This window comes from Candidatus Pantoea edessiphila (assembly GCF_002933345.1).
Classification (GTDB): Bacteria; Pseudomonadota; Gammaproteobacteria; order Enterobacterales; family Enterobacteriaceae; genus Pantoea_C.
On record NZ_PDKR01000006.1, the window covers coordinates 18,800 to 37,887 of the forward strand.

The window sequence follows — 19,088 nt, forward strand, 5'->3', positions numbered from 1 at the left end:
CTTAATAAGATATTTTTTTAATAAGGTTAAAATAATCTATTTTTATATCATAATTATCCATACATAATTTTCTAATTTTACGACAAGCGTGAAGTACTGTAGTATGATCACGTCCTCCAAAAGACCTTCCTATTTCTGGTAAACTGTGATTAGTAAGTTCTTTTGCTATTGCCATAGCAATTTGACGAGGGCGTGTAAACAATTGAGACCGATTTTTAGATATCACGTCTGAAATTTTTATTTTATAATATTCGGCTACCTGTTTTTGAATATTATGAATTGTTATTAATTTATTTTGTAAAGATAATGAATCTTGTATTACTTTACGTACAAAATCTATATTAATAGCACATCCTATGAAGTTAGCATTAGCTATTATACGGTTTAAAGCACCTTCAAGTTCACGTACATTGGAATGCAAATTTCTTGCAATAAAAAAAGCTACATCATCTGGTAAGATGATGTTTTTTTCATTGGCTTTTTTCATTAATATTTTTATACGAGTTTCTAATTCAGGAGGATCAATAGCTATAGTTAATCCACATTCAAAACGTGATTTTAAACGACTTTCAATGCCTTGAAGTTCTTTTGGATAACGATCTGAAGTAATGATCATTTGTTGATTACCTTCTAGTAATGCATTAAATGTATGAAAAAATTCTTCTTGAGATCTTTCTTTATTAGCAAAAAACTGTATATCATCAACAAGTAAAGCATCTACAGAACGATAATAACATTTAAAGTCTTCAATAGCCTTGTTTTTTAAAGCTTTTACCATGTTTTGAACAAAAAGCTCTGAATGTATATAAATTAATTTTATATTTATTATTTTTTTTATAATTTTATTACCTACGGCATGCAATAAATGTGTTTTACCAAGTCCTGTTCCACCATAAATAAATAAAGGATTATATTTTATATTCCTATTATTTCTTACTATTTGACTGTTTGCTATTTGATATGCAGCAATCCGTGCTAATTTATTAGATTTGCCTTCTATGAAGTTATCAAAATTATATTTTTTATTTAAAGTAGAATTATAAGAGGTATTAGATTGTATTAAAATATCATTCCAAATAGATGAGCTAAATTTTTTATTTTTATATTTTTTTTTTATCGATGTAATAGGTATTTCTATCTTTACTGTGGTATTTTTTTCTATATTACAAATTCCAACCTTAAAGTTTAATAATGGCGCATTAATGCCACAGAATTCTTGCATTAATTCATTTATATTTTTATAGTATTTATCTTTAACCCAGTCAAGTACAAATCGATTTGGAGCATATAAGGCAAGAATATTTTTATTTAGTTTAGCTTTTAATGGACGAATCCACATACTGAATTCAGTAGCAGGAAGCTGATCCTGTAAACGGGAAAGACATTGTTGCCAAATCTTAATTGACACTTTACACTCCAAGTCGTACCATTTTATGGTATTTAAATTAATATTGAGATAATATTAATTTATTTACGGTTTACATGTATATGGTCTGGTCTATCTCAATCATTAAAAAATATAGCTTTCCTCTTGCAGTAATATAGACAGCGAATATAGAATTTATTACTTTAAATTTAATAACTTTTTGATGATACCATTAATCATGTATATCTATAAACTTATATTTACTTTTTATATTAAAATAAGTAGCATGCATTATCGAAAGTAAAATTAATTTGATCTCATATTCAATAAAGCTTATATTATTTATATAAAAATTCTAAAGAACAATATTTAATTTAGTCAACAAAATATATTATTAAATATGTTATTTTATAAATTTCTTAAATCTTAAGGTTAAATAAATTATGAAACGCACCTATCAACCTTCAGTTTTAAAACGTAATCGTTCACATGGTTTTCGTGCACGTATGTCTACTAAAAAAGGTCGTAAAATTTTAGCTAATAGACGTGCTAAAGGACGTATTCGTCTAACTATTTCTAAACGTTTTTAGTATTATTTAATTTTATAATTATGTCTAATTTACATTTTCCAAAAAAATTGCGATTACTAACTTCCAATGAATTTTGTTTCGTATTTGAAAAACCTCAATGTGCCCATTCATCGAAACTTATTATATTTGGACGTCTTAATAAATTTAAATATCCACGTATTGGGCTTACTATTGCTAAAAAATATGTTAAACTCGCTCATGAACGTAACAGAATTAAAAGATTAATTAGAGAAAGTTTTCGTTTAAAACAGTATGATTTACCAATTAAAGATTTTGTTATAGTAGCTAAAAAAGGAATTTGTACTGTTGATAATCATATTTTATTTTGCATATTGGAGAGATTATGGACTCATCATTGTCAGTTGTCTTAAGATCATTAATAATGATGATACGTATTTATCAGGTTGTTATTACCTCTTTTTTAAATCCATGTTGTAGGTTTTATCCTACTTGTTCTCAATATGGTATTGAATCACTAGTAAGATTTGGATTAGTGAAAGGAATTTATTTAATTTTAAAACGTATATTTAAATGTCATCCTCTTAGGAATGGTGGTTATGATCCTGTACCATCAAAAAAATACTAATTATTAAAGTAGAGAATATTAAAGATGGATTCACAACGTAATCTTTTTTTGATTGTTTTTTTATTATTATTTATTGTTATATGGCAAATTTGGCAAACAGATCATAATATGCAGTTATTTGAAAGTCAAAAATTAAAAAACGATAATACTGAGAATTTATCTAATAGGAGTCCAAACACAAATATTGTGATTAAAAATAAAAATCAGGATATATTTGTAAAAACTGATTTATTTGCATTAAATATTAATACCAATGGAGGAGATATTTATCAATCGGAGTTATTAAATTTTCCAGAGAAACTTGATTCTAATAAACATCTTAAATTACTTAAAACCAATCCATTATTTTTATATCAAGTACAAACAGGTTTGATTGGTCCAGATGGTACAGATAATTTAGATAAGAACGTGCGTCCTATATTTGTAGCAAAAAAGAATCATTTTGAAATGTTAAAAGGACAAAATGAACTACAAGTACCAATGGTTTTTGTAAGCAAGAAAGGAATAATATATACTAAAACATTTATATTTAAGCGAGGAGAATACATTGTTAATGTTCGTTATAAAATTAATAATGTTACTAGAAAATTCATTAAATTATCAATGTTTAGCCAATTACAACAAACAGCAAAATCAATAAAAGACAATAATCTTAGCAATAATTTTACTTTACATACTTATCGTGGTGCTGCTTATTCCACCGACAATATTAAGTACCATAAATATAAATTTAATAATATATTAGAAGATAAAAACCTAAGCATGGAAACAAAAAGAGGTTGGGTAGCAATGATACAACAATATTTTGCAACGGCTTGGATTGTCAATAATAAAGATATAAGTACTATTTATACTAATAGTATTGATAACAATATAGCAGTTATAGGTTACCAATCTTCGCCAATGATTATTCCTGCTGGTACTGAGAAGTGTATTTCTAGTACACTATGGATGGGTCCAGAACTACAAGATGAAATGGCTGTTCTTGCTCCTAATCTTAACTTAACTGTAGATTATGGTTGGTTATGGTTTATTTCAAGACCGCTATTTAAATTATTAAAATTTATCCATAGTTCTGTTAATAATTGGGGTTTTTCTATTATAATTATTACTTTTATAGTACGTGGAATTATGTATCCATTAACCAAAGCTCAATATTTATCCATGGCCAAGATGCGTAAACTTCAACCTAAAATTAAAAAAATACAAGAAAATTTAAAGGATGATAAGCAGAAAATGAGTCAGGAAATGATGGCTTTATATAAAGAAGAAAAAGTAAATCCTCTTGGAGGTTGTTTACCCTTGCTGATTCAAATGCCTATTTTTCTTGCTCTTTATTACATGCTTTCAAATTCAGTAGAATTAAGACATGCTCCTTTTATTTTTTGGATTCGTGATTTGTCTTCACAGGATCCTTATTATATATTACCAATTTTAATGGGTATCACTATGTTTTTTATTCAAAAAATGTCTCCTGTAAACGTTACTGATCCGATACAACAAAAATTTATGATTTATATGCCTATGATCTTTTCAATGTTCTTTTTATGGTTTCCATCAGGTTTAGTTATATATTATATTATCAGTAATTTAGTAACTATTATGCAACAACAAGTAATATTCCGGAGTTTAAAAGAATATGGTTTTTAATGAACCAAAAATTACATATAAAACATCATAATAATATGAACCAAATTGATACTATCGTTGCGCAAGCTACCCCCATAGGATATGGTGGCATAGGTATTTTACGTATTTCGGGAATGAAAACTTTAGAAATTACAAAAAAAGTATTAGGTAAAATTCCTAAACCAAGATATGCTGATTATTTAAATTTCAATAGTTTTGATGGAGGGATCATAGACAAAGGAATTGCTTTATGGTTTCCTAAACCCAATTCTTTTACGGGTGAAGACGTATTAGAGCTTCATTGTCATGGTGGGCCTATAATTTTAGATTTATTATTAAAGTATATTTTGACATTTCCTAATGTGCGTATTGCAAAACCAGGTGAATTTTCTGAACGAGCTTTTTTAAATGAAAAAATTGATCTAACACAAGCAGAAGCGATTGCTGATTTAATTAAAGCCAATTCAGAGCAAGCAGCACGTTCTGCAATTAACTCCTTGCAAGGTGTATTCTCAACTCATATAAATAAAATTATAAAAAATCTCATTGATTTAAGAGTTCAAATGGAAGCAGAAATTAATTTTCCTAATGAAGACATTCATTGCCTCTCCAATAATAAAATTAGAAAAAAAATTGACATTATTATAAATAATCTGAAGAAATTACTTTCTGAAGCTAATCAAGGTTGTTTATTAAATGAAGGCTTAACAGTTGTAATTACTGGCAATACTAATGTTGGAAAATCCAGTTTATTTAATTTATTGGTAGGTATGGAAACTGCAATTGTTACTAACATTGCTGGGACTACACGTGACGTGCTGCATAAAAGTATAAATATTGATGGAATACCTTTAAATATATTGGATACGGCAGGTCTGAGAGAATCTTATGATGATGAAGTTGAACGTATCGGGATTAAACGAGCTTTGTATGAACTTAATAAAGCTGATTATGTTTTATTTATGGTGGATGGAACCAAGGTTGATACTAAAAAATCTGTAGAAATATTAAAAGAATTTTTGCTAACTTTGCAAAAACAACCGAAAATTACAATTATTAGAAATAAATCAGATATTACTGGAGAGCCGTTAGGTTTGACTGAAATCAGTGGTTTTTCAATAATTCATCTATCAGCCTTAAAAGGAGATGGAATAAGATATTTATTAGACCATCTAAAACAAAAAATAGGATTTAAAAATACTATAGAAGGTAATTGTACTGCTCGTCGCCGTCATCTACAATCTTTAAAAATAGCATATAATTATTTGATAGAAAGCAAGAAAAAAATATCAGAATTTTATAATTACGAACTGATAGCTGAGGATTTATACCTTGCTCAAAAAGAATTAAATACAATAACTGGTGTTTTCACTTCAGAAGATTTACTAAATAAAATTTTTTCTAGTTTTTGTATTGGTAAATAATCTTTATGTTTTTGAATATATTATTACAAAATAAATATATTGCTTTATTTAAAATAAAATTATTTATCTATTCTTGCATTGCAAGAAATTAAATATTCGTTTTCTAAGTGTTATGTAAAAATTTATTAAATAACAATCATTTTAATAATCTTATTATTGGTTGTTCTTTATTTAATATTAAATGAATTCAAAATTTATAATGAAAAAATTTGATATAAAAACATTCCAAGGTTTAATTTTAACTTTGCAAGAATATTGGATGAGTTTAGGATTTATGCTTATTCAACCTTTGGATTTAGAAGTGGGTGCTGGGACTTCGCATCCTATTACTTGTTTACACGCACTCGGTCCTGAACCTATTGCGGCAGCTTACGTTCAACCCTCACGTAGACCAACCGATGGTCGTTACGGTATAAATCCAAATCGTTTGCAATATTATTTTCAATTTCAGGTTATTATAAAACCTTCTCCAAAAAACATTCAGGATTTATATTTAAACTCATTAAAAAAAATAGGGATAAATCCTTCTTTACAAGATATTCGTTTTATAGAAGATGATTGGGAAAATCAAACCTTAGGTGCTTGGGGATTAGGTTGGGAAGTTTTACTTAATGGTATGGAAATTACTCAATTTACTTATTTCCAACAAATTGGTTGCCTTGATTGTAAACCTGTTACTGGTGAAATTACTTATGGTTTAGAAAGAATTGCAATGTTTATACAAGATACTAATAATGTATATGATTTAATATGGAATAATGGTTTACATGGTATAATTACTTACGGAGATTTGTTTTATCAAAATGAAGTAGAACAATCAACTTATAATTTTAAGCATGATAATAATAGTTTTTTATTATCTTGTTTTGAACAATATGAAAAAGAAATTTTATATTTGCTAAGACTAAAAACTCCTTTACCCATTCCAGCTTATGAATTTATTTTAAAAGCAATTCATAATTTTAATTTATTAGATGCTCGTAAAGCTATTTCATCAACTGAACGCCAATGTTATATTTTACGTATTCGCAGTTTAACTAAAGCTGTGGCTGAAGCTTATTATATTTATCGTAAATCATTAGGTTTTCCACTATGTAATTTTAAAAAAATTAAGAGATGATAATGAATGGAAAAACTTTATTAGTAGAAATTGGTACAGAGGAACTTCCACCAAAAATACTTCGTAATTTAGCAAAGTTATTCCTAGATTATGTAACTATTGAATTAAAACTTTTTCGTTTATCTTACGAAAAAGTTTTTTGGTTTGCATCACCTAGACGTTTAGCAATAAAAGTAATAAATTTACAGATACAGCAACTTGATAGAATAATTGAAAAACGTGGTCCTATTTTAGCAAATGCATTTGATCTTAATGGGGATATGACAAAAGAAACTAAAAATTGGATTACTAATAATAATATTATTAGTTCTAAAATTGAAACTTTACGTAATATCAAGGGTGAATGGTTGTTTGTTCGTAAAATAGTTAAAGGTCAAAAAACAGAATTATTAATACCAATAATAATTGAAAAAACGCTAAAAAAAATATCTGCTCCAAAATTAATGAGATGGGGGGATAATAATATAAAATTTATTCGTCCTATTCACACTATTACCATAATATTTGGTAAAAAGCTAATTTCAAGTATCATTTTAGGGATTAAATCTAAGAGAGTTATCTATGGCCATCGATTTATGGGTGATAGTAAGATTACTTTAGTTGATGCCGATCAATATCCTGAAATTATTTTAGAACGTGGTAAAGTAATTGCAGATTATGAAAAACGTAAAGAAATAATTAGAACAAATGCTAAGTTAATTGCAAGTAAATTAGGTGGCATAGTAGATTTGAGTAATGAATTATTAGATGAAGTTAATTCTTTAGTTGAATGGCCAGTCGTCTTTGCTGCAAATTTCAATAAAGAATTTCTTGGTATTCCTAATGAACTACTAGTTCACATCATAAAAAACAAACAAAAATATTTTCCAATTTATGATAATAAAGGAATATTATTACCTAGGTTTATTTTTGTAAGCAATATTGAATGTGATAATTCTAAGCAAATAATCATTGGTAATGAAAAAGTTTTACATTCCCGTCTAGTTGATGCTAAGTTCTTTTTTGATATTGATAAAAAAAATCGTTTATCAGATAATTTACATCTCTTAGATAAAATTATTTTTCATAATAAACTTGGTTCGTTACAAGATAAAACAAAACGCATTATAAATTTGTCCAGATGGATTGCGTCTAAAATAGGTGCTGATATAAATCATTCCATGCGTGCAAGTTTACTTTCAAAATGCGATTTAATTACTAATATAGTATGTGAGTTTGCTGAAATGCAAGGTATAATAGGCATGTATTATGCGCGTTATGACGGTGAAATAGAAGATGTTTCAATTGCATTAAGTCAGCAATACAAACCATGTTTTTCTGGAGATATGATACCTTCTACTTTAATAGGATGTACATTATCAATATCAGATAAAATAGACACCATGGTAGGAATGTTTGGTATTAACCAATTTCCTAAAAGAAGTAAGGATCCCTTAGCGCTACGTCGTGCTGCATTTGGAGTATTACGTATAATTATTGAGATGAATTTACCTTTAAATCTAAAACATATGGCACAAGAAGCAGTAAATATTTATAAAGGTATTTTAATTAATGATAATACTGTTAATGATCTTATAGATTTTATGTTTGCTCGTCTCCAAAAATTATATCTTGAAAATGGATTTAGTTTAGATGTGTTTCAAGCCGTTCTATCTGTACGTCCATTATATCCAGTAGATTTCGATCTACGTATGAAAGCACTATCTCACTTCCTTTCCCTTGACGAATCAACTGAATTAATAATTGTAAATAAACGTGTTAATAATTTTTTAACGAAGTCTAATAATACAATCATAAACAATGAAATAAATTTATCTTTACTTAAACAAAAAGAAGAGATTGAGCTTGCAAATTATATATCTAAGTTAACAACTAAACTAAAACCTTATTTTACTCAAGGATTGTATAAAGAAGCTTTAATTGAATTAACAATGTTGAAAACAACTATTGATAATTTTTTTGATAAAGTAACAATTAATACTAATGATTTTGCTGTATATCTTAATCGTTTAACATTATTAATGAAAATAAAAATACTTTTCCTTGAAGTTGCTGATATTTCTATCCTTAAGATAAGGAAGAAGACGGATTTTATAAAAAAGGGATAATATAAAGCAACTGTTTTTATTAAAGAAATAAAATAATACTTAATTTACAAACTTTGTAAGTTTTATTCGATATATATTATATTTTATTCGTTAACAAAACTCCCGGTGAATAGCAAACATAACATGTAACATTTTATTGTTATCATAATATCAAAAAAAGATCTATTAAAAAATTATTTTCAATTGTAGAAAATTATATTCACTATTCATGTATGATATTTTTTATATTAACTATAAAACTGTTAAATAGAACTAACTAGAAAAAATATAACAAGATAAGTGAATAATATAAGTCTAAATAAAATATTATTTAATAAAATTTATAAAATAATACAATAATTAAAAGTATATTTTATTTCTCTATTTTATAGAGATATATCGTTATATTTATACAACTGATGTGTTCTCAAATTTTATTAAATGCGTCCTTATAATAAGGATTTATATTAAATATAACATATCAAAGGGAGATTAATAATATGAGTTACTCACTTCCACCATTGCCTTATTCATATTATGCGTTGGAGCCATATTTTGATAAAAAAACAATGGAAATTCATCACGTAAAACATCATCAAACTTATATAAATAATGTCAATTCTATACTAAAAAATACTGAATTTGCTTCATTACCAATTGATCTTTTAATTACTAGATTAAATGAATTTCCTGTTGAAATTAGAGAAACGGTACGTAATAATGCTGGTGGTCATGCTAATCATTCATTTTTTTGGAAAGGTTTAAAGATTAATAGTATTCTAAAAGGAAATTTAAAAAATGCTATTGAGGATAAATTTAAAAGCATTTCCAAATTTCAAGAAGAATTTGAAAGAGTTGCTCTATCTCGTTTTGGATCTGGTTGGGTATGGTTAGTTAAAAAAGATAATAAGTTATCAATAGTTTCTACAGCAAATCAGGATAACCCGTTGATGGGTAAATCAATTTCTGGAGTTTGTGGTTCTCCTATTATTAGCTTAGATTTATGGGAGCATGCATATTATCTTAAGTATCAAAATAGACGTATTGACTATATTAAATCATTCTGGAATATCGTTGACTGGGATAGAGCAAAAGAATGTTTTGAATTAAGTGATTAATCTAATATTGTCATAAATAATATAAACCGTTGAAAGAAATTTCATCGGTTTATCATACCTTAAATTAATTTATAAAATCATCAATTTTCTTTTATTTTAATATAAAATGGTTAATAGATTTAAGATAATTATTTTTTATCAGATCAATAAATAAAATATTTATCCTTTCTTAATTAAAGTAATTTTCCCTTATGAGTATAAAAAATATATATATAAAAATCTAACAAGTAATAAATTTCTAGTATATTTTCTTTGACAAAAAGAAGTTCATTATCTTTACTTTCATTATAATTTATTAGAATAAGTTAGATACTTATTAAAGTTTCTCTATGAAAGTTATTATTGATGAAATCTTAACAAAGATTAATTTTTATATTTAAAACAACGAGAACTCATTGCTGACATTTTATTTAAAATGTAAGTAATAGTATATCTCTAATGGAGATTAGTTAATGTGCATCAATTTAAATCGTAAAAAAAGTACAATCGTTATTAATTATTTCGATAAATATAGAATTTTACTGAAATTTATTAGTTTTGTTTTTATAGTAATATCTATTAATACTCAAGCAAAAACTCTTGTATACTGTTCTGAAGGTTCGCCAGAAGGATTTAATCCACAATTATTTACTTCTAATACTACTTATGATGCTAGTTCTATTCCTATTTATAACCGTTTAGTTGAATTTAAAAAAGGAACCATTGAAATAGAGCCTGGACTTGCTGAGTCATGGAATATTAGTCCAAATGGTAAAGTTTATACTTTTAATTTACGAAAAGGAGTAAAATGGCAATCTAGCAAATACTTTAAACCTACACGTGAATTTAATGCTGATGACGTAATATTTACTTTTGAACGTCAATTAAATAAAAATAATAAGTATTATAAAGTATCTGGAGGTGATTATAAATATTTTAATAATATGGGTATGACCCAATTAATAAACAAACTTGAAAAAGTTGACGATAATACAGTGAGATTTTTTCTTTCACGTCCTTATGCTCCTTTTATTTCTAATTTAGCCATGGATTTTGCATCTATCCTTTCTAAGGAATATGCAGAAAATTTATTAAAGAAAGGTAATCCTGAAAAAATAGATATAGATCCCATAGGTACAGGACCATTTCAGTTACTTAGTTATAAAAAAGATTCAATGATTGTATATCAAACAAATCCTAATTATTGGGGAACCAAACCAAAAATTGATTATTTAATGTTTTCTATTACGCCAGATGCTTCTATTCGTTATTCAAAATTAAAAAAAGGTGAATGTCATATAGTGTCTAACCCCAGTTTATCTGATTTTGAAAACATAAAAAAAGATAAAGATATAAAAATAATAAAACAAATTGGAGCAAATGTTAGTTTTATTTCATTTAATACTGAGAAAAAACCATTTAATAACTTAGCAGTTCGTAAATCATTATCTATGGCTATAAATAGAAAAGCAATCTTAAATTCTGTGTATAAAGGTAACGGTCAAATATCAGACAGCTTAATCCCACCTATCATGTGGAGCTATAATAAATCAACTAATAATTACAAGTATGACATTATAGAAGCTAAAAAGATGTTAAAAAAATCTGGTCTAAAAGACGGGTTTTCAGTTAATTTATGGGTAATGCCAATGCAACATCCATATAATCTAAATACTCATTACATGGCTGAAATGATTAAAGCTGATTGGGCTAAAATTGGAGTGAAAACTAAAATCTTTGATTATAAATGGGATGAATACGTAAAACGTGCACAATCTGGTGAGCATCAAGCCATCATAAATGGATGGATTAGTGATAATGGTGATCCAGATAATTTTTATTCTACATTATTTAACTGTAATTCATTAAAATATGGCCGTAATTATTCCCGTTGGTGTTATAAACCATATGATGAAAAAATAAATTTAGCTCGCAATGAAAATTCTCAAAAAAAACGTATTGATTGTTATAAAAACGCACAAGCGATGATAAACAATCAGGTTCCAGCTTTAATAATAATACACTCTAATTTATGGGAACCAGTTAATAAAAATATTATTGGTTATTTAATTGATCCTTTAGGTAAACATCATTTTGATACAGTTGATATGAAGGATTAAATTGACTTTTATAATTAATTAATTTTCATGCATATATTTCAGAGTAATTGTATTAATTATATTAAAAATACTTTTATTTATTAATGATTTATATGCATTTTATTTATAATAAATTACTAATAAAAAAACAAAAAATATTTATAATATACTAAGGATTTTATTAACGATAATTTTACAATAAAAAAAACAATGTAACTATTTAGTTAAAATCGTACCACATTTTATAGCAATTTTAATCTAAAATATTTTTATTATGATTATTGCAATAATTTGTGGTATTTTTTATTTACTGTAAATATCAAAATAATGAATAATATTTAAAAATTTAATTTATAAATATGTGTATGATTAATATCATTTGATGAATATATTTATCAAACATACACATATTAAACAATAAATATTATTTAATAATTTTTTAAATAATTATGTTTTCTCTGTTCTTAATTATGTTAGAATATACATCATATTGGAATATAAGTTATAATAGTTTTAAAGATTTCATATATAATAAATGAAGTTATATATTGATTTTTTTTATAAATTGATTATAATTCATTTCTAAGTATTATTGTATTAAATACAAATAAAAATATCTTTATAAAAATTGTCATTTTGTCAGAAATGTCTGGTTGGAATTTATAAAAAACCCATCATTGTATTAAAATTTTAGAGTTAAATATAGTTTTATCTGATTAATTTTATAAAAATATTTTAACAAGTTAATAGCAAATAATTTTTACTTGATTTTTTTATTGTTATTTATTATGGTAAGTGCTAGATTAGATCGAGATCATTTAATTTATTTTAATAATTTATTGTATTTAGAATACAAAGGGTATTATTTTTAATTAATTCAAAACACAAATATTATTTCTTTTCAAGTGTACCCAATGAGGGAACAGCAAATGAATAGCAATAAGATTATTTATCTGAGCGATAATAATTTTGATGAAAACATCTTAAAAGATGGTGTTACTGCATTAGTAGATTTTTGGGCTGAATGGTGTGGGCCGTGTAGGACTATGTCACCAATTCTTGATGAAATTTCAGAAGAATACGATAGTAAATTAATCGTTGCCAAAATTAACGTTGACGATAATTCTAATAAAGCTCAAAAATATGGAGTTCGTGGTATCCCAACTTTAATGTTATTTAAAAATGGTAAAAATATAGCAACAAAAGTAGGCTCTCTATCTAAATCACAACTAAAAGAATTCTTAGATAATAATTTGATAAAATAATTAAATTATTAAAGGAATATTTGGTTAACAGTGTCTATTATTTTCAATTACTAATTATTTGAATTTATTATAATATATTTATATGATTTGTTTTATATGATAATTTTTAGATTTTTTTAATCGTAGATTATCATCCATTTCAAATTTTTAACAAATTAATGTTTATGATTTTGTTTTGACACCTATAAATTGTCATTATTTATAGTTGTTTGTTATTTTTTTCAAAATTTTTTTAACTAGTAGCTATAAGTGATTACAAATTCATTAATCATATTAACTACGAAAGATATTTCGACTATTATTCACGGCCTTCTCCTGATTTTAAGAATTAATCAATATGAATCTTACCAAACTAAAAAATACACCAGTTTCTGAATTGATTAAATTAGGTGAAAAAATGGGTCTAGAAAACCAAGCGCGTATGCGTAAGCAAGACATCATTTTTTCAATATTAAAACAACATTCAAAAAGTGGTGAGGATATTTTTGGTAATGGAGTACTTGAAATATTACAAGATGGGTTTGGATTTTTACGTTCTGGAGATAGTTCTTATCTAGCTGGTCCAGATGATATTTACGTATCTCCTAGCCAAATTCGCCGATTTAACCTTCGTACAGGAGATACTATATCAGGGAAAATTAGGCCTCCTAAAGAAGGAGAACGATATTTCGCTTTACTAAAAGTTAATGAAGTCAACTATGATAAGCCAGAGAATTCACGTAATAAAATACTATTTGAAAATCTTACTCCATTACATGCTAATCATCGTTTAAAAATGGAGCGTGGTAATGGTTCTACTGAAGATTTAACTACACGTGTATTAGATTTAGCATCTCCAATTGGTCTTGGCCAGCGTGGTTTAATAGTAGCTCCTCCAAAGGCGGGTAAAACAATTTTATTACAAAATATTGCCCAAAGTTTAGCACATAATTATCCGAGCTGTGTTTTGATGGTTCTATTAATTGATGAAAGACCAGAGGAAGTAACAGAAATGAGACGTTTAGTTAAAGGTGAAGTTATAGCTTCAACTTTTGATGAACCAGCTTCTCGTCATATTCAAGTTGCTGAAATGGTTATTGAAAAAGCTAAACGTTTAGTAGAACATAAAAAAGATGTTGTTGTCTTATTAGATTCTATTACACGATTAGCACGTGCTTACAATACTGTAGTTCCAGCTTCTGGTAAAGTTTTAACTGGTGGTGTAGATGCTAACGCTTTACATCGACCAAAACGTTTCTTTGGAGCAGCAAGAAATGTAGAGGAAGGTGGTAGTTTAACTATTATTGCAACTGCATTGGTAGACACTGGTTCTAAAATGGATGAAGTTATTTATGAAGAGTTTAAAGGAACCGGAAATATGGAATTGCATTTATCGAGAAAAATAGCTGAAAAACGAGTTTTTCCAGCAATTGATTATAACCGTTCTGGTACCCGTAAAGAGGAACTTCTGACCCTGCAAGAAGAACTGCAAAAAATGTGGATTTTACGTAAAATTATGCATCCTATGGGAGAAATAGATGCAATGGAGTTTTTAATTAACAAATTAGCTATGACTAAAACTAATGATGATTTTTTCGATATGATGAAGCGTTCGTAAGAACGACAATTTTAATATTAAATTTAATTGAAATATATTTAGTTAAGTTACCTATAAATAAAATATTGCTATTTACTAATTTAATAAAATAGGATTTATTATTGAATATATCCTCCTCCCTATTATTTAATTTTTAGCGCCCGTAGCTCAGTTGGATAGAGCACTACCCTCCGAAGGTAGAGGTTTCAGGTTCAAATCCTGTCGGGCGCACCACAGTTAATTCTATCAATAAAATGATAAACAATCTATTAAAAATATGTTATATTATTAATTAAAGTAATCGTTTATGGTGGCTATAGCTCAGTTGGTAGAGTTCTGGATTGTGATTCCAGCTGTCGTGGGTTCGAATCCCACTAGTCACCCATAAATTTTTAAAGTGATTATTAAAAAAATATCTGGAATTTCGGTGAGTGGCGCAGCTTGGTAGCGCAACTGGTTTGGGACCAGTGGGTCGGAGGTTCGAATCCTCTCTCACCGACCAATGATATATTTTAGTACCTAAATTAATATCATATGTTGTGTTATAATTTAACAAATTACCTTACTTTAATTACAGAATAATACACTAAATTAAAGATAGGATAATGTTTTTAATATGGATTTATTATTTGCGCTTTCAGTTACATAAATTTCTTTCCATCCCAATTTTTGAGCATTTTCTAACAAACGATTACTAACAACTAAAATTTTACATTTAATTAGCCATTCTTTTCGATCTTTTTCTGTAAACAAATAAAATAGTTGTTTTAACATATCACTGCTAGTTACTACTAGAGTATTAATACCAAGATTTCTTAAACGTTCACCTTCAATTATCCCATTGTATTTTTTTTTTACTGATTGATAACATTCAACAAAAAATACTTTTACCTCAAATCCTAAAAGTGTTTTTTTTAAAAGTTCTCTGCTAGGATTTCCACTAAAAATTAAAGCGATCTTATTCTTGATGTTATTTAACTCTAATAATTCTATTAATTCTTCACTACCCTCTCTAATTTTAGGATACTTGATATTTAATTTACTAATAGCTTTAAAAGCTATGGCAGTTGAGTAACCAATTGCATAATAATTTAAATCAATCGGCCATGACATAGAAGCTTTTTGTAAGGTTAAGTTAGCAAAATACAAAGCTTGTTTTGATAGTATAAATACTAAATCATTAGAATGTAGAAAATTAGTCAATATATAAGGAATACAATTTAAATTGTTACCCGGTATAAAATCAATCAAAGGAAAGCTAAAAGCTTTTTTTCCTAATTTCCTTAAACTTAAAACTAGATCTCTCGCAGCAGGTTCAGGACGAGTTATTAAAATAGTCATATATTTTATTTAAATTATTTTTGAAAAATTTACCGTTTTCACAAATTAATTTTTCAGCTAATAAAATCCCTGTTTTTTCAGATTGATATCTTGATCCTCTAATTTCTTTTTTAATAATTATACTGCTATTACCATTTGGCACACAAATTAACCCTCGTAACCATATATCGCTACCTTCTAATATTGCAAAACCAGCAATAGGCAATTCGCATCCTCCATCAAGATAATTATTCATAGCACGTTCTGCTTTTATACACACTGCAGTATCATCATGATTTAATACTTGAAGTAAATTTATTAATTTAATATCATCTAAACGGCATTCAACACCTAGTGCACCTTGACCAACTGCTGGTAATACAATATCAGTAGATAATATTTGATTAATTCTGTTTTCTAAACCTAGTCTTTTTAATCCAGCAGCAGCGATAATGATTGCATCATATTCACCTATATCTAATTTATTTAATCTTGTTCCAATGTTTCCTCTTATCGAACGAACTAATAAATCTGGACGATAAGAAATAATTTGGCATCCTCTACGCATACTTGAAGTACCAATAATCGCTCCTTTTGGCATATCTTCAAGTGAACGATAACGATGAGAAACAATTACATCATATGGATTTTCTCTCTCACAAATAGCAACTAAACCAAGGCCTTTTGGAAGATTTATAGGTAAATCTTTTATTGAATGCACTGCTAAATCAGCTTTACGTTTTATTACTAATTGTTCGAGTTCTTTAACAAAGACACCTTTACCACCTAGTTTTAATATAAGTTTATCAATTATAATATCACCTTTAGTCATGGTTGGAATTATTTCTATGTTTAAATTAGGATATATGCTACTTAGACGATCTTTTATATAACTAGCTTGCCATAAAGCTAAAGGACTTTTCCTTGTTGCAATTTTTAAAATATTTTTTGACATATAATATATTTATCTTCATTAATTAAATTAATTATGTTTAAATTTTATACATTGCCTAAATAAAATAGTATGTTTATATAAATAGTTTAATTATATGGATAAGAAGATTACCAAATATCAATAAAATTAAACACGAAATTTAGTTTATTTTAAATTTTTTTGATTATTTTTATTTATACTCTTAATACTATAAACCATATATTTAATTAATTACGTAAAATCTTAAATATTTTATATAATTTAGAAAAATATTATCAATAATATAAAATATATAAACAAACACAAAATACTATATGTAATTAATTAACTTCATACCATATCAATTTAATTACTTAAGTTGTATTTTTTAATAAATATAAATTTTATTTAATTTATAGTAAATAATAAATTAAATTTATTAAGAGATTATAAATTATATATTTGTTTAATTTCTATTTTACCATACTATACTTAAAAGCAGTATATTGCTTTAAATATTTGATATTTAAATAAAGTTTTATTAAAAAGTAAAGATATAAATTTATTAGTGTATATAAATTAAAATTTATATTTAAAATATCTATCAAATAAAATAATTTCATGAGCTATTATAATGAACATTACGAATTTTTCTATCTAAAATAATAATTAAAGGATAGTAATATTAATAAGTAATTGATTTTTACTTAAGTAAGATAGGAATTTAATAATTATATTAAGATTGACAAATCATTAGTTAAAATAAACAATTAACCCAAAATAGGTATCTTAATTATAAATTGATATATTTATAATATAAATTTATTAAAAATTAAAATATTTAGTTTTTAAGGTAAAATTTATATGAAACAAATTATTAATTTGCTAAAAATAATTGATATTATTTGTGAAAACATTTGTTAATAATAAGTAAAATGATTAATTTTTAATTTATATTATTTAATTAATAAATTGTAATTAGTGAAGTTATATGAATACGTTTTTGATTTTTTTTAATTATTTAACAGTAAAATATTAGTTAAATTAAGTTGTAGATAATAAATTTAATTTTTAAGTATATTTAAAATATTTTAATGATATATTATATAAAATAATAATAGCTTAATTAATTTCCATGGTATTTTTATGGGACAAAAGATTATTTTTTCTAAAATGCATAGCTTAAGAAACGATTTTGTTATAATAGATTCCATAACTCAAGAATTTTTTCTTTCTCCAAAATTAATTAATAAAATATCTGATCGTCATTCAGGAATCGGCTTTGATCAGTTATTAATTGTTGAACCACCTGTAGCTCCAAATTTTGATTTTCATTATAGAATATTTAACTCAAATGGTAGTGAAGTATTTCAATGTGGTAATGGTGCTCGTTGTTTTGCTCTTTTTGTTAGATTAAAAAAACTAACAGATAAAACTATTATCAAAGTAACTACAAAAGTTACAAACATGGTTTTAAAAATTATTGATAATAATTTAATATGTGTAAATATGAATAAGCCAAATTTTAATCATAGTAAAATACCATTCAAAATGAATGATAATGGACAGTTATATTATATTCAAGCTGCTGGTAAATTTTTAAAATTTGACATCGTATCAATTGGTAATCCTCATTGTGTAATTCAAGTAAAAGACTTAAATACTACTCAAGTAGACTTACTAGGATCAATAATAGAAAAACATCATTATTTTCCAGAATCAACCAATGTTAATTTTATGGAAATCATAAATATTGAACATATTCGTTTACGTGTATATGAAAGAGGTATAGGAGAAACTTATGCCTGCGGTAGTGGTGCATGTGCTGCAGTAGTTTGTGGGATTAAACAAGGTATTTTAGAATCAAAAGTACGTGTAGATTTACCTGGAGGAACGTTATATATTTCATGGGAAGGAAAAGGAAAATCAATATATATGACAGGTCCTGCTACACACATATATGATGGGTGTATTTACATATAATAATCTAATATTGTATTATTCTATAATGATAGA

General features: G+C 26.0%; 15 protein-coding genes and 3 tRNA genes. 15 read left to right on the forward strand and 3 right to left on the reverse strand.

Features of this window, described 5'->3' with window-relative positions; translation table 11 throughout:
• Position 1: 1 nt before the first annotated feature.
• On the reverse strand, positions 2-1,408 hold the full coding sequence (gene dnaA / locus CRV09_RS03490) for a chromosomal replication initiator protein DnaA (RefSeq protein WP_136132749.1): 1,407 nt from the start codon (positions 1,406-1,408) through the stop codon (positions 2-4).
• Positions 1,409-1,809: 401 nt separating this feature from the next.
• On the opposite strand from dnaA, the gene rpmH reads away from it, so the two are divergent.
• From rpmH to CRV09_RS03560, 14 genes are all read left to right on the forward strand, one after another.
• Positions 1,810-1,956 carry a 50S ribosomal protein L34 gene (gene rpmH, locus CRV09_RS03495; RefSeq protein WP_136132750.1) on the forward strand — a complete coding sequence of 49 codons (147 nt, stop codon included), beginning with the start codon at positions 1,810-1,812 and terminating at the stop codon, positions 1,954-1,956.
• A gap of 20 nt (positions 1,957-1,976) precedes the next feature.
• Positions 1,977-2,327 (forward strand): ribonuclease P protein component, encoded by a 351-nt coding sequence (gene rnpA, locus CRV09_RS03500; RefSeq protein WP_136132751.1) that lies wholly within the window; start codon positions 1,977-1,979, stop codon positions 2,325-2,327.
• A complete protein-coding gene (gene yidD, locus CRV09_RS03505) occupies positions 2,300-2,542 on the forward strand; it encodes a membrane protein insertion efficiency factor YidD (RefSeq protein WP_136132752.1) in 243 nt (80 codons plus the stop codon). The genes rnpA and yidD overlap by 28 nt, the downstream gene beginning before the upstream one ends.
• Positions 2,543-2,566: 24 nt before the next feature.
• On the forward strand, positions 2,567-4,192 hold the full coding sequence (gene yidC / locus CRV09_RS03510; protein ID WP_136132753.1) for a membrane protein insertase YidC: 1,626 nt from the start codon (positions 2,567-2,569) through the stop codon (positions 4,190-4,192).
• Between the two features lie 35 nt (positions 4,193-4,227).
• Positions 4,228-5,595 (forward strand): tRNA uridine-5-carboxymethylaminomethyl(34) synthesis GTPase MnmE, encoded by a 1,368-nt coding sequence (gene mnmE, locus CRV09_RS03515; protein WP_136132770.1) that lies wholly within the window; start codon positions 4,228-4,230, stop codon positions 5,593-5,595.
• A 199-nt stretch (positions 5,596-5,794) separates the two neighbouring features.
• Positions 5,795-6,715 (forward strand): glycine--tRNA ligase subunit alpha, encoded by a 921-nt coding sequence (glyQ, locus tag CRV09_RS03520; protein WP_136132754.1) that lies wholly within the window; start codon positions 5,795-5,797, stop codon positions 6,713-6,715.
• 2 nt (positions 6,716-6,717) lie between these two features.
• Complete coding sequence (gene glyS / locus CRV09_RS03525; protein WP_136132755.1) at positions 6,718-8,823, forward strand: glycine--tRNA ligase subunit beta; 2,106 nt, start codon at positions 6,718-6,720, stop codon at positions 8,821-8,823.
• Positions 8,824-9,302: 479 nt separating this feature from the next.
• Positions 9,303-9,920, forward strand: a complete 618-nt coding sequence (locus tag CRV09_RS03530) for a Fe-Mn family superoxide dismutase (protein WP_136132756.1) — start codon at positions 9,303-9,305, stop codon at positions 9,918-9,920.
• Positions 9,921-10,372: 452 nt separating this feature from the next.
• Entirely contained in the window at positions 10,373-12,019 is a 1,647-nt protein-coding gene (locus CRV09_RS03535; RefSeq protein ID WP_136132757.1) for an ABC transporter substrate-binding protein, read from the forward strand.
• Positions 12,020-12,927: 908 nt separating this feature from the next.
• Positions 12,928-13,263, forward strand: coding sequence for a thioredoxin TrxA (gene trxA, locus CRV09_RS03540; RefSeq protein ID WP_136132758.1), 336 nt, complete (start codon positions 12,928-12,930; stop codon positions 13,261-13,263).
• A 337-nt stretch (positions 13,264-13,600) separates the two neighbouring features.
• Complete coding sequence (gene rho, locus CRV09_RS03545) at positions 13,601-14,860, forward strand: transcription termination factor Rho (protein ID WP_136132759.1); 1,260 nt, start codon at positions 13,601-13,603, stop codon at positions 14,858-14,860.
• Between the two features lie 136 nt (positions 14,861-14,996).
• Positions 14,997-15,073 (forward strand) — tRNA-Arg (locus tag CRV09_RS03550).
• A gap of 76 nt (positions 15,074-15,149) precedes the next feature.
• Positions 15,150-15,222 (forward strand) — tRNA-His (locus CRV09_RS03555).
• A gap of 42 nt (positions 15,223-15,264) precedes the next feature.
• Positions 15,265-15,341 (forward strand) — tRNA-Pro (locus tag CRV09_RS03560).
• 89 nt (positions 15,342-15,430) lie between these two features.
• Here CRV09_RS03560 and CRV09_RS03565 read toward each other — a convergent pair.
• Positions 15,431-16,180 carry a uroporphyrinogen-III synthase gene (locus tag CRV09_RS03565; RefSeq protein WP_136132760.1) on the reverse strand — a complete coding sequence of 250 codons (750 nt, stop codon included), beginning with the start codon at positions 16,178-16,180 and terminating at the stop codon, positions 15,431-15,433.
• Positions 16,155-17,114: a hydroxymethylbilane synthase gene (gene hemC / locus CRV09_RS03570; RefSeq protein ID WP_136132761.1), complete on the reverse strand. Its 960-nt coding sequence runs from the start codon at positions 17,112-17,114 to the stop codon at positions 16,155-16,157. Before hemC ends, CRV09_RS03565 begins: the two co-directional genes overlap by 26 nt.
• Positions 17,115-18,230: 1,116 nt before the next feature.
• Between hemC and dapF the strand changes: the two genes are divergently transcribed.
• Positions 18,231-19,055, forward strand: a complete 825-nt coding sequence (dapF, locus tag CRV09_RS03575) for a diaminopimelate epimerase (RefSeq protein ID WP_199733973.1) — start codon at positions 18,231-18,233, stop codon at positions 19,053-19,055.
• Positions 19,056-19,088 lie beyond the last annotated feature (33 nt).

What these genes read in the sequence shown, in the direction of transcription:
- rpmH (WP_136132750.1), top strand. Translation starts at nt 1,810, where the DNA reads ATGAAACGCACCTATCAACCTTCAGTTTTAAAACGTAATCGTTCACAT.
- rnpA (WP_136132751.1), top strand. Translation starts at nt 1,977, where the DNA reads ATGTCTAATTTACATTTTCCAAAAAAATTGCGATTACTAACTTCCAAT.
- yidD (WP_136132752.1), top strand. Translation starts at nt 2,300, where the DNA reads ATGGACTCATCATTGTCAGTTGTCTTAAGATCATTAATAATGATGATA.
- yidC (WP_136132753.1), top strand. Translation starts at nt 2,567, where the DNA reads ATGGATTCACAACGTAATCTTTTTTTGATTGTTTTTTTATTATTATTT.
- mnmE (WP_136132770.1), top strand. Translation starts at nt 4,228, where the DNA reads ATGAACCAAATTGATACTATCGTTGCGCAAGCTACCCCCATAGGATAT.
- glyQ (WP_136132754.1), top strand. Translation starts at nt 5,795, where the DNA reads ATGAAAAAATTTGATATAAAAACATTCCAAGGTTTAATTTTAACTTTG.
- glyS (WP_136132755.1), top strand. Translation starts at nt 6,718, where the DNA reads ATGAATGGAAAAACTTTATTAGTAGAAATTGGTACAGAGGAACTTCCA.
- CRV09_RS03530 (WP_136132756.1), top strand. Translation starts at nt 9,303, where the DNA reads ATGAGTTACTCACTTCCACCATTGCCTTATTCATATTATGCGTTGGAG.
- CRV09_RS03535 (WP_136132757.1), top strand. Translation starts at nt 10,373, where the DNA reads ATGTGCATCAATTTAAATCGTAAAAAAAGTACAATCGTTATTAATTAT.
- trxA (WP_136132758.1), top strand. Translation starts at nt 12,928, where the DNA reads ATGAATAGCAATAAGATTATTTATCTGAGCGATAATAATTTTGATGAA.
- rho (WP_136132759.1), top strand. Translation starts at nt 13,601, where the DNA reads ATGAATCTTACCAAACTAAAAAATACACCAGTTTCTGAATTGATTAAA.
- CRV09_RS03565 (WP_136132760.1), bottom strand. Translation starts at nt 16,180, where the DNA reads ATGACTATTTTAATAACTCGTCCTGAACCTGCTGCGAGAGATCTAGTT.
- hemC (WP_136132761.1), bottom strand. Translation starts at nt 17,114, where the DNA reads ATGTCAAAAAATATTTTAAAAATTGCAACAAGGAAAAGTCCTTTAGCT.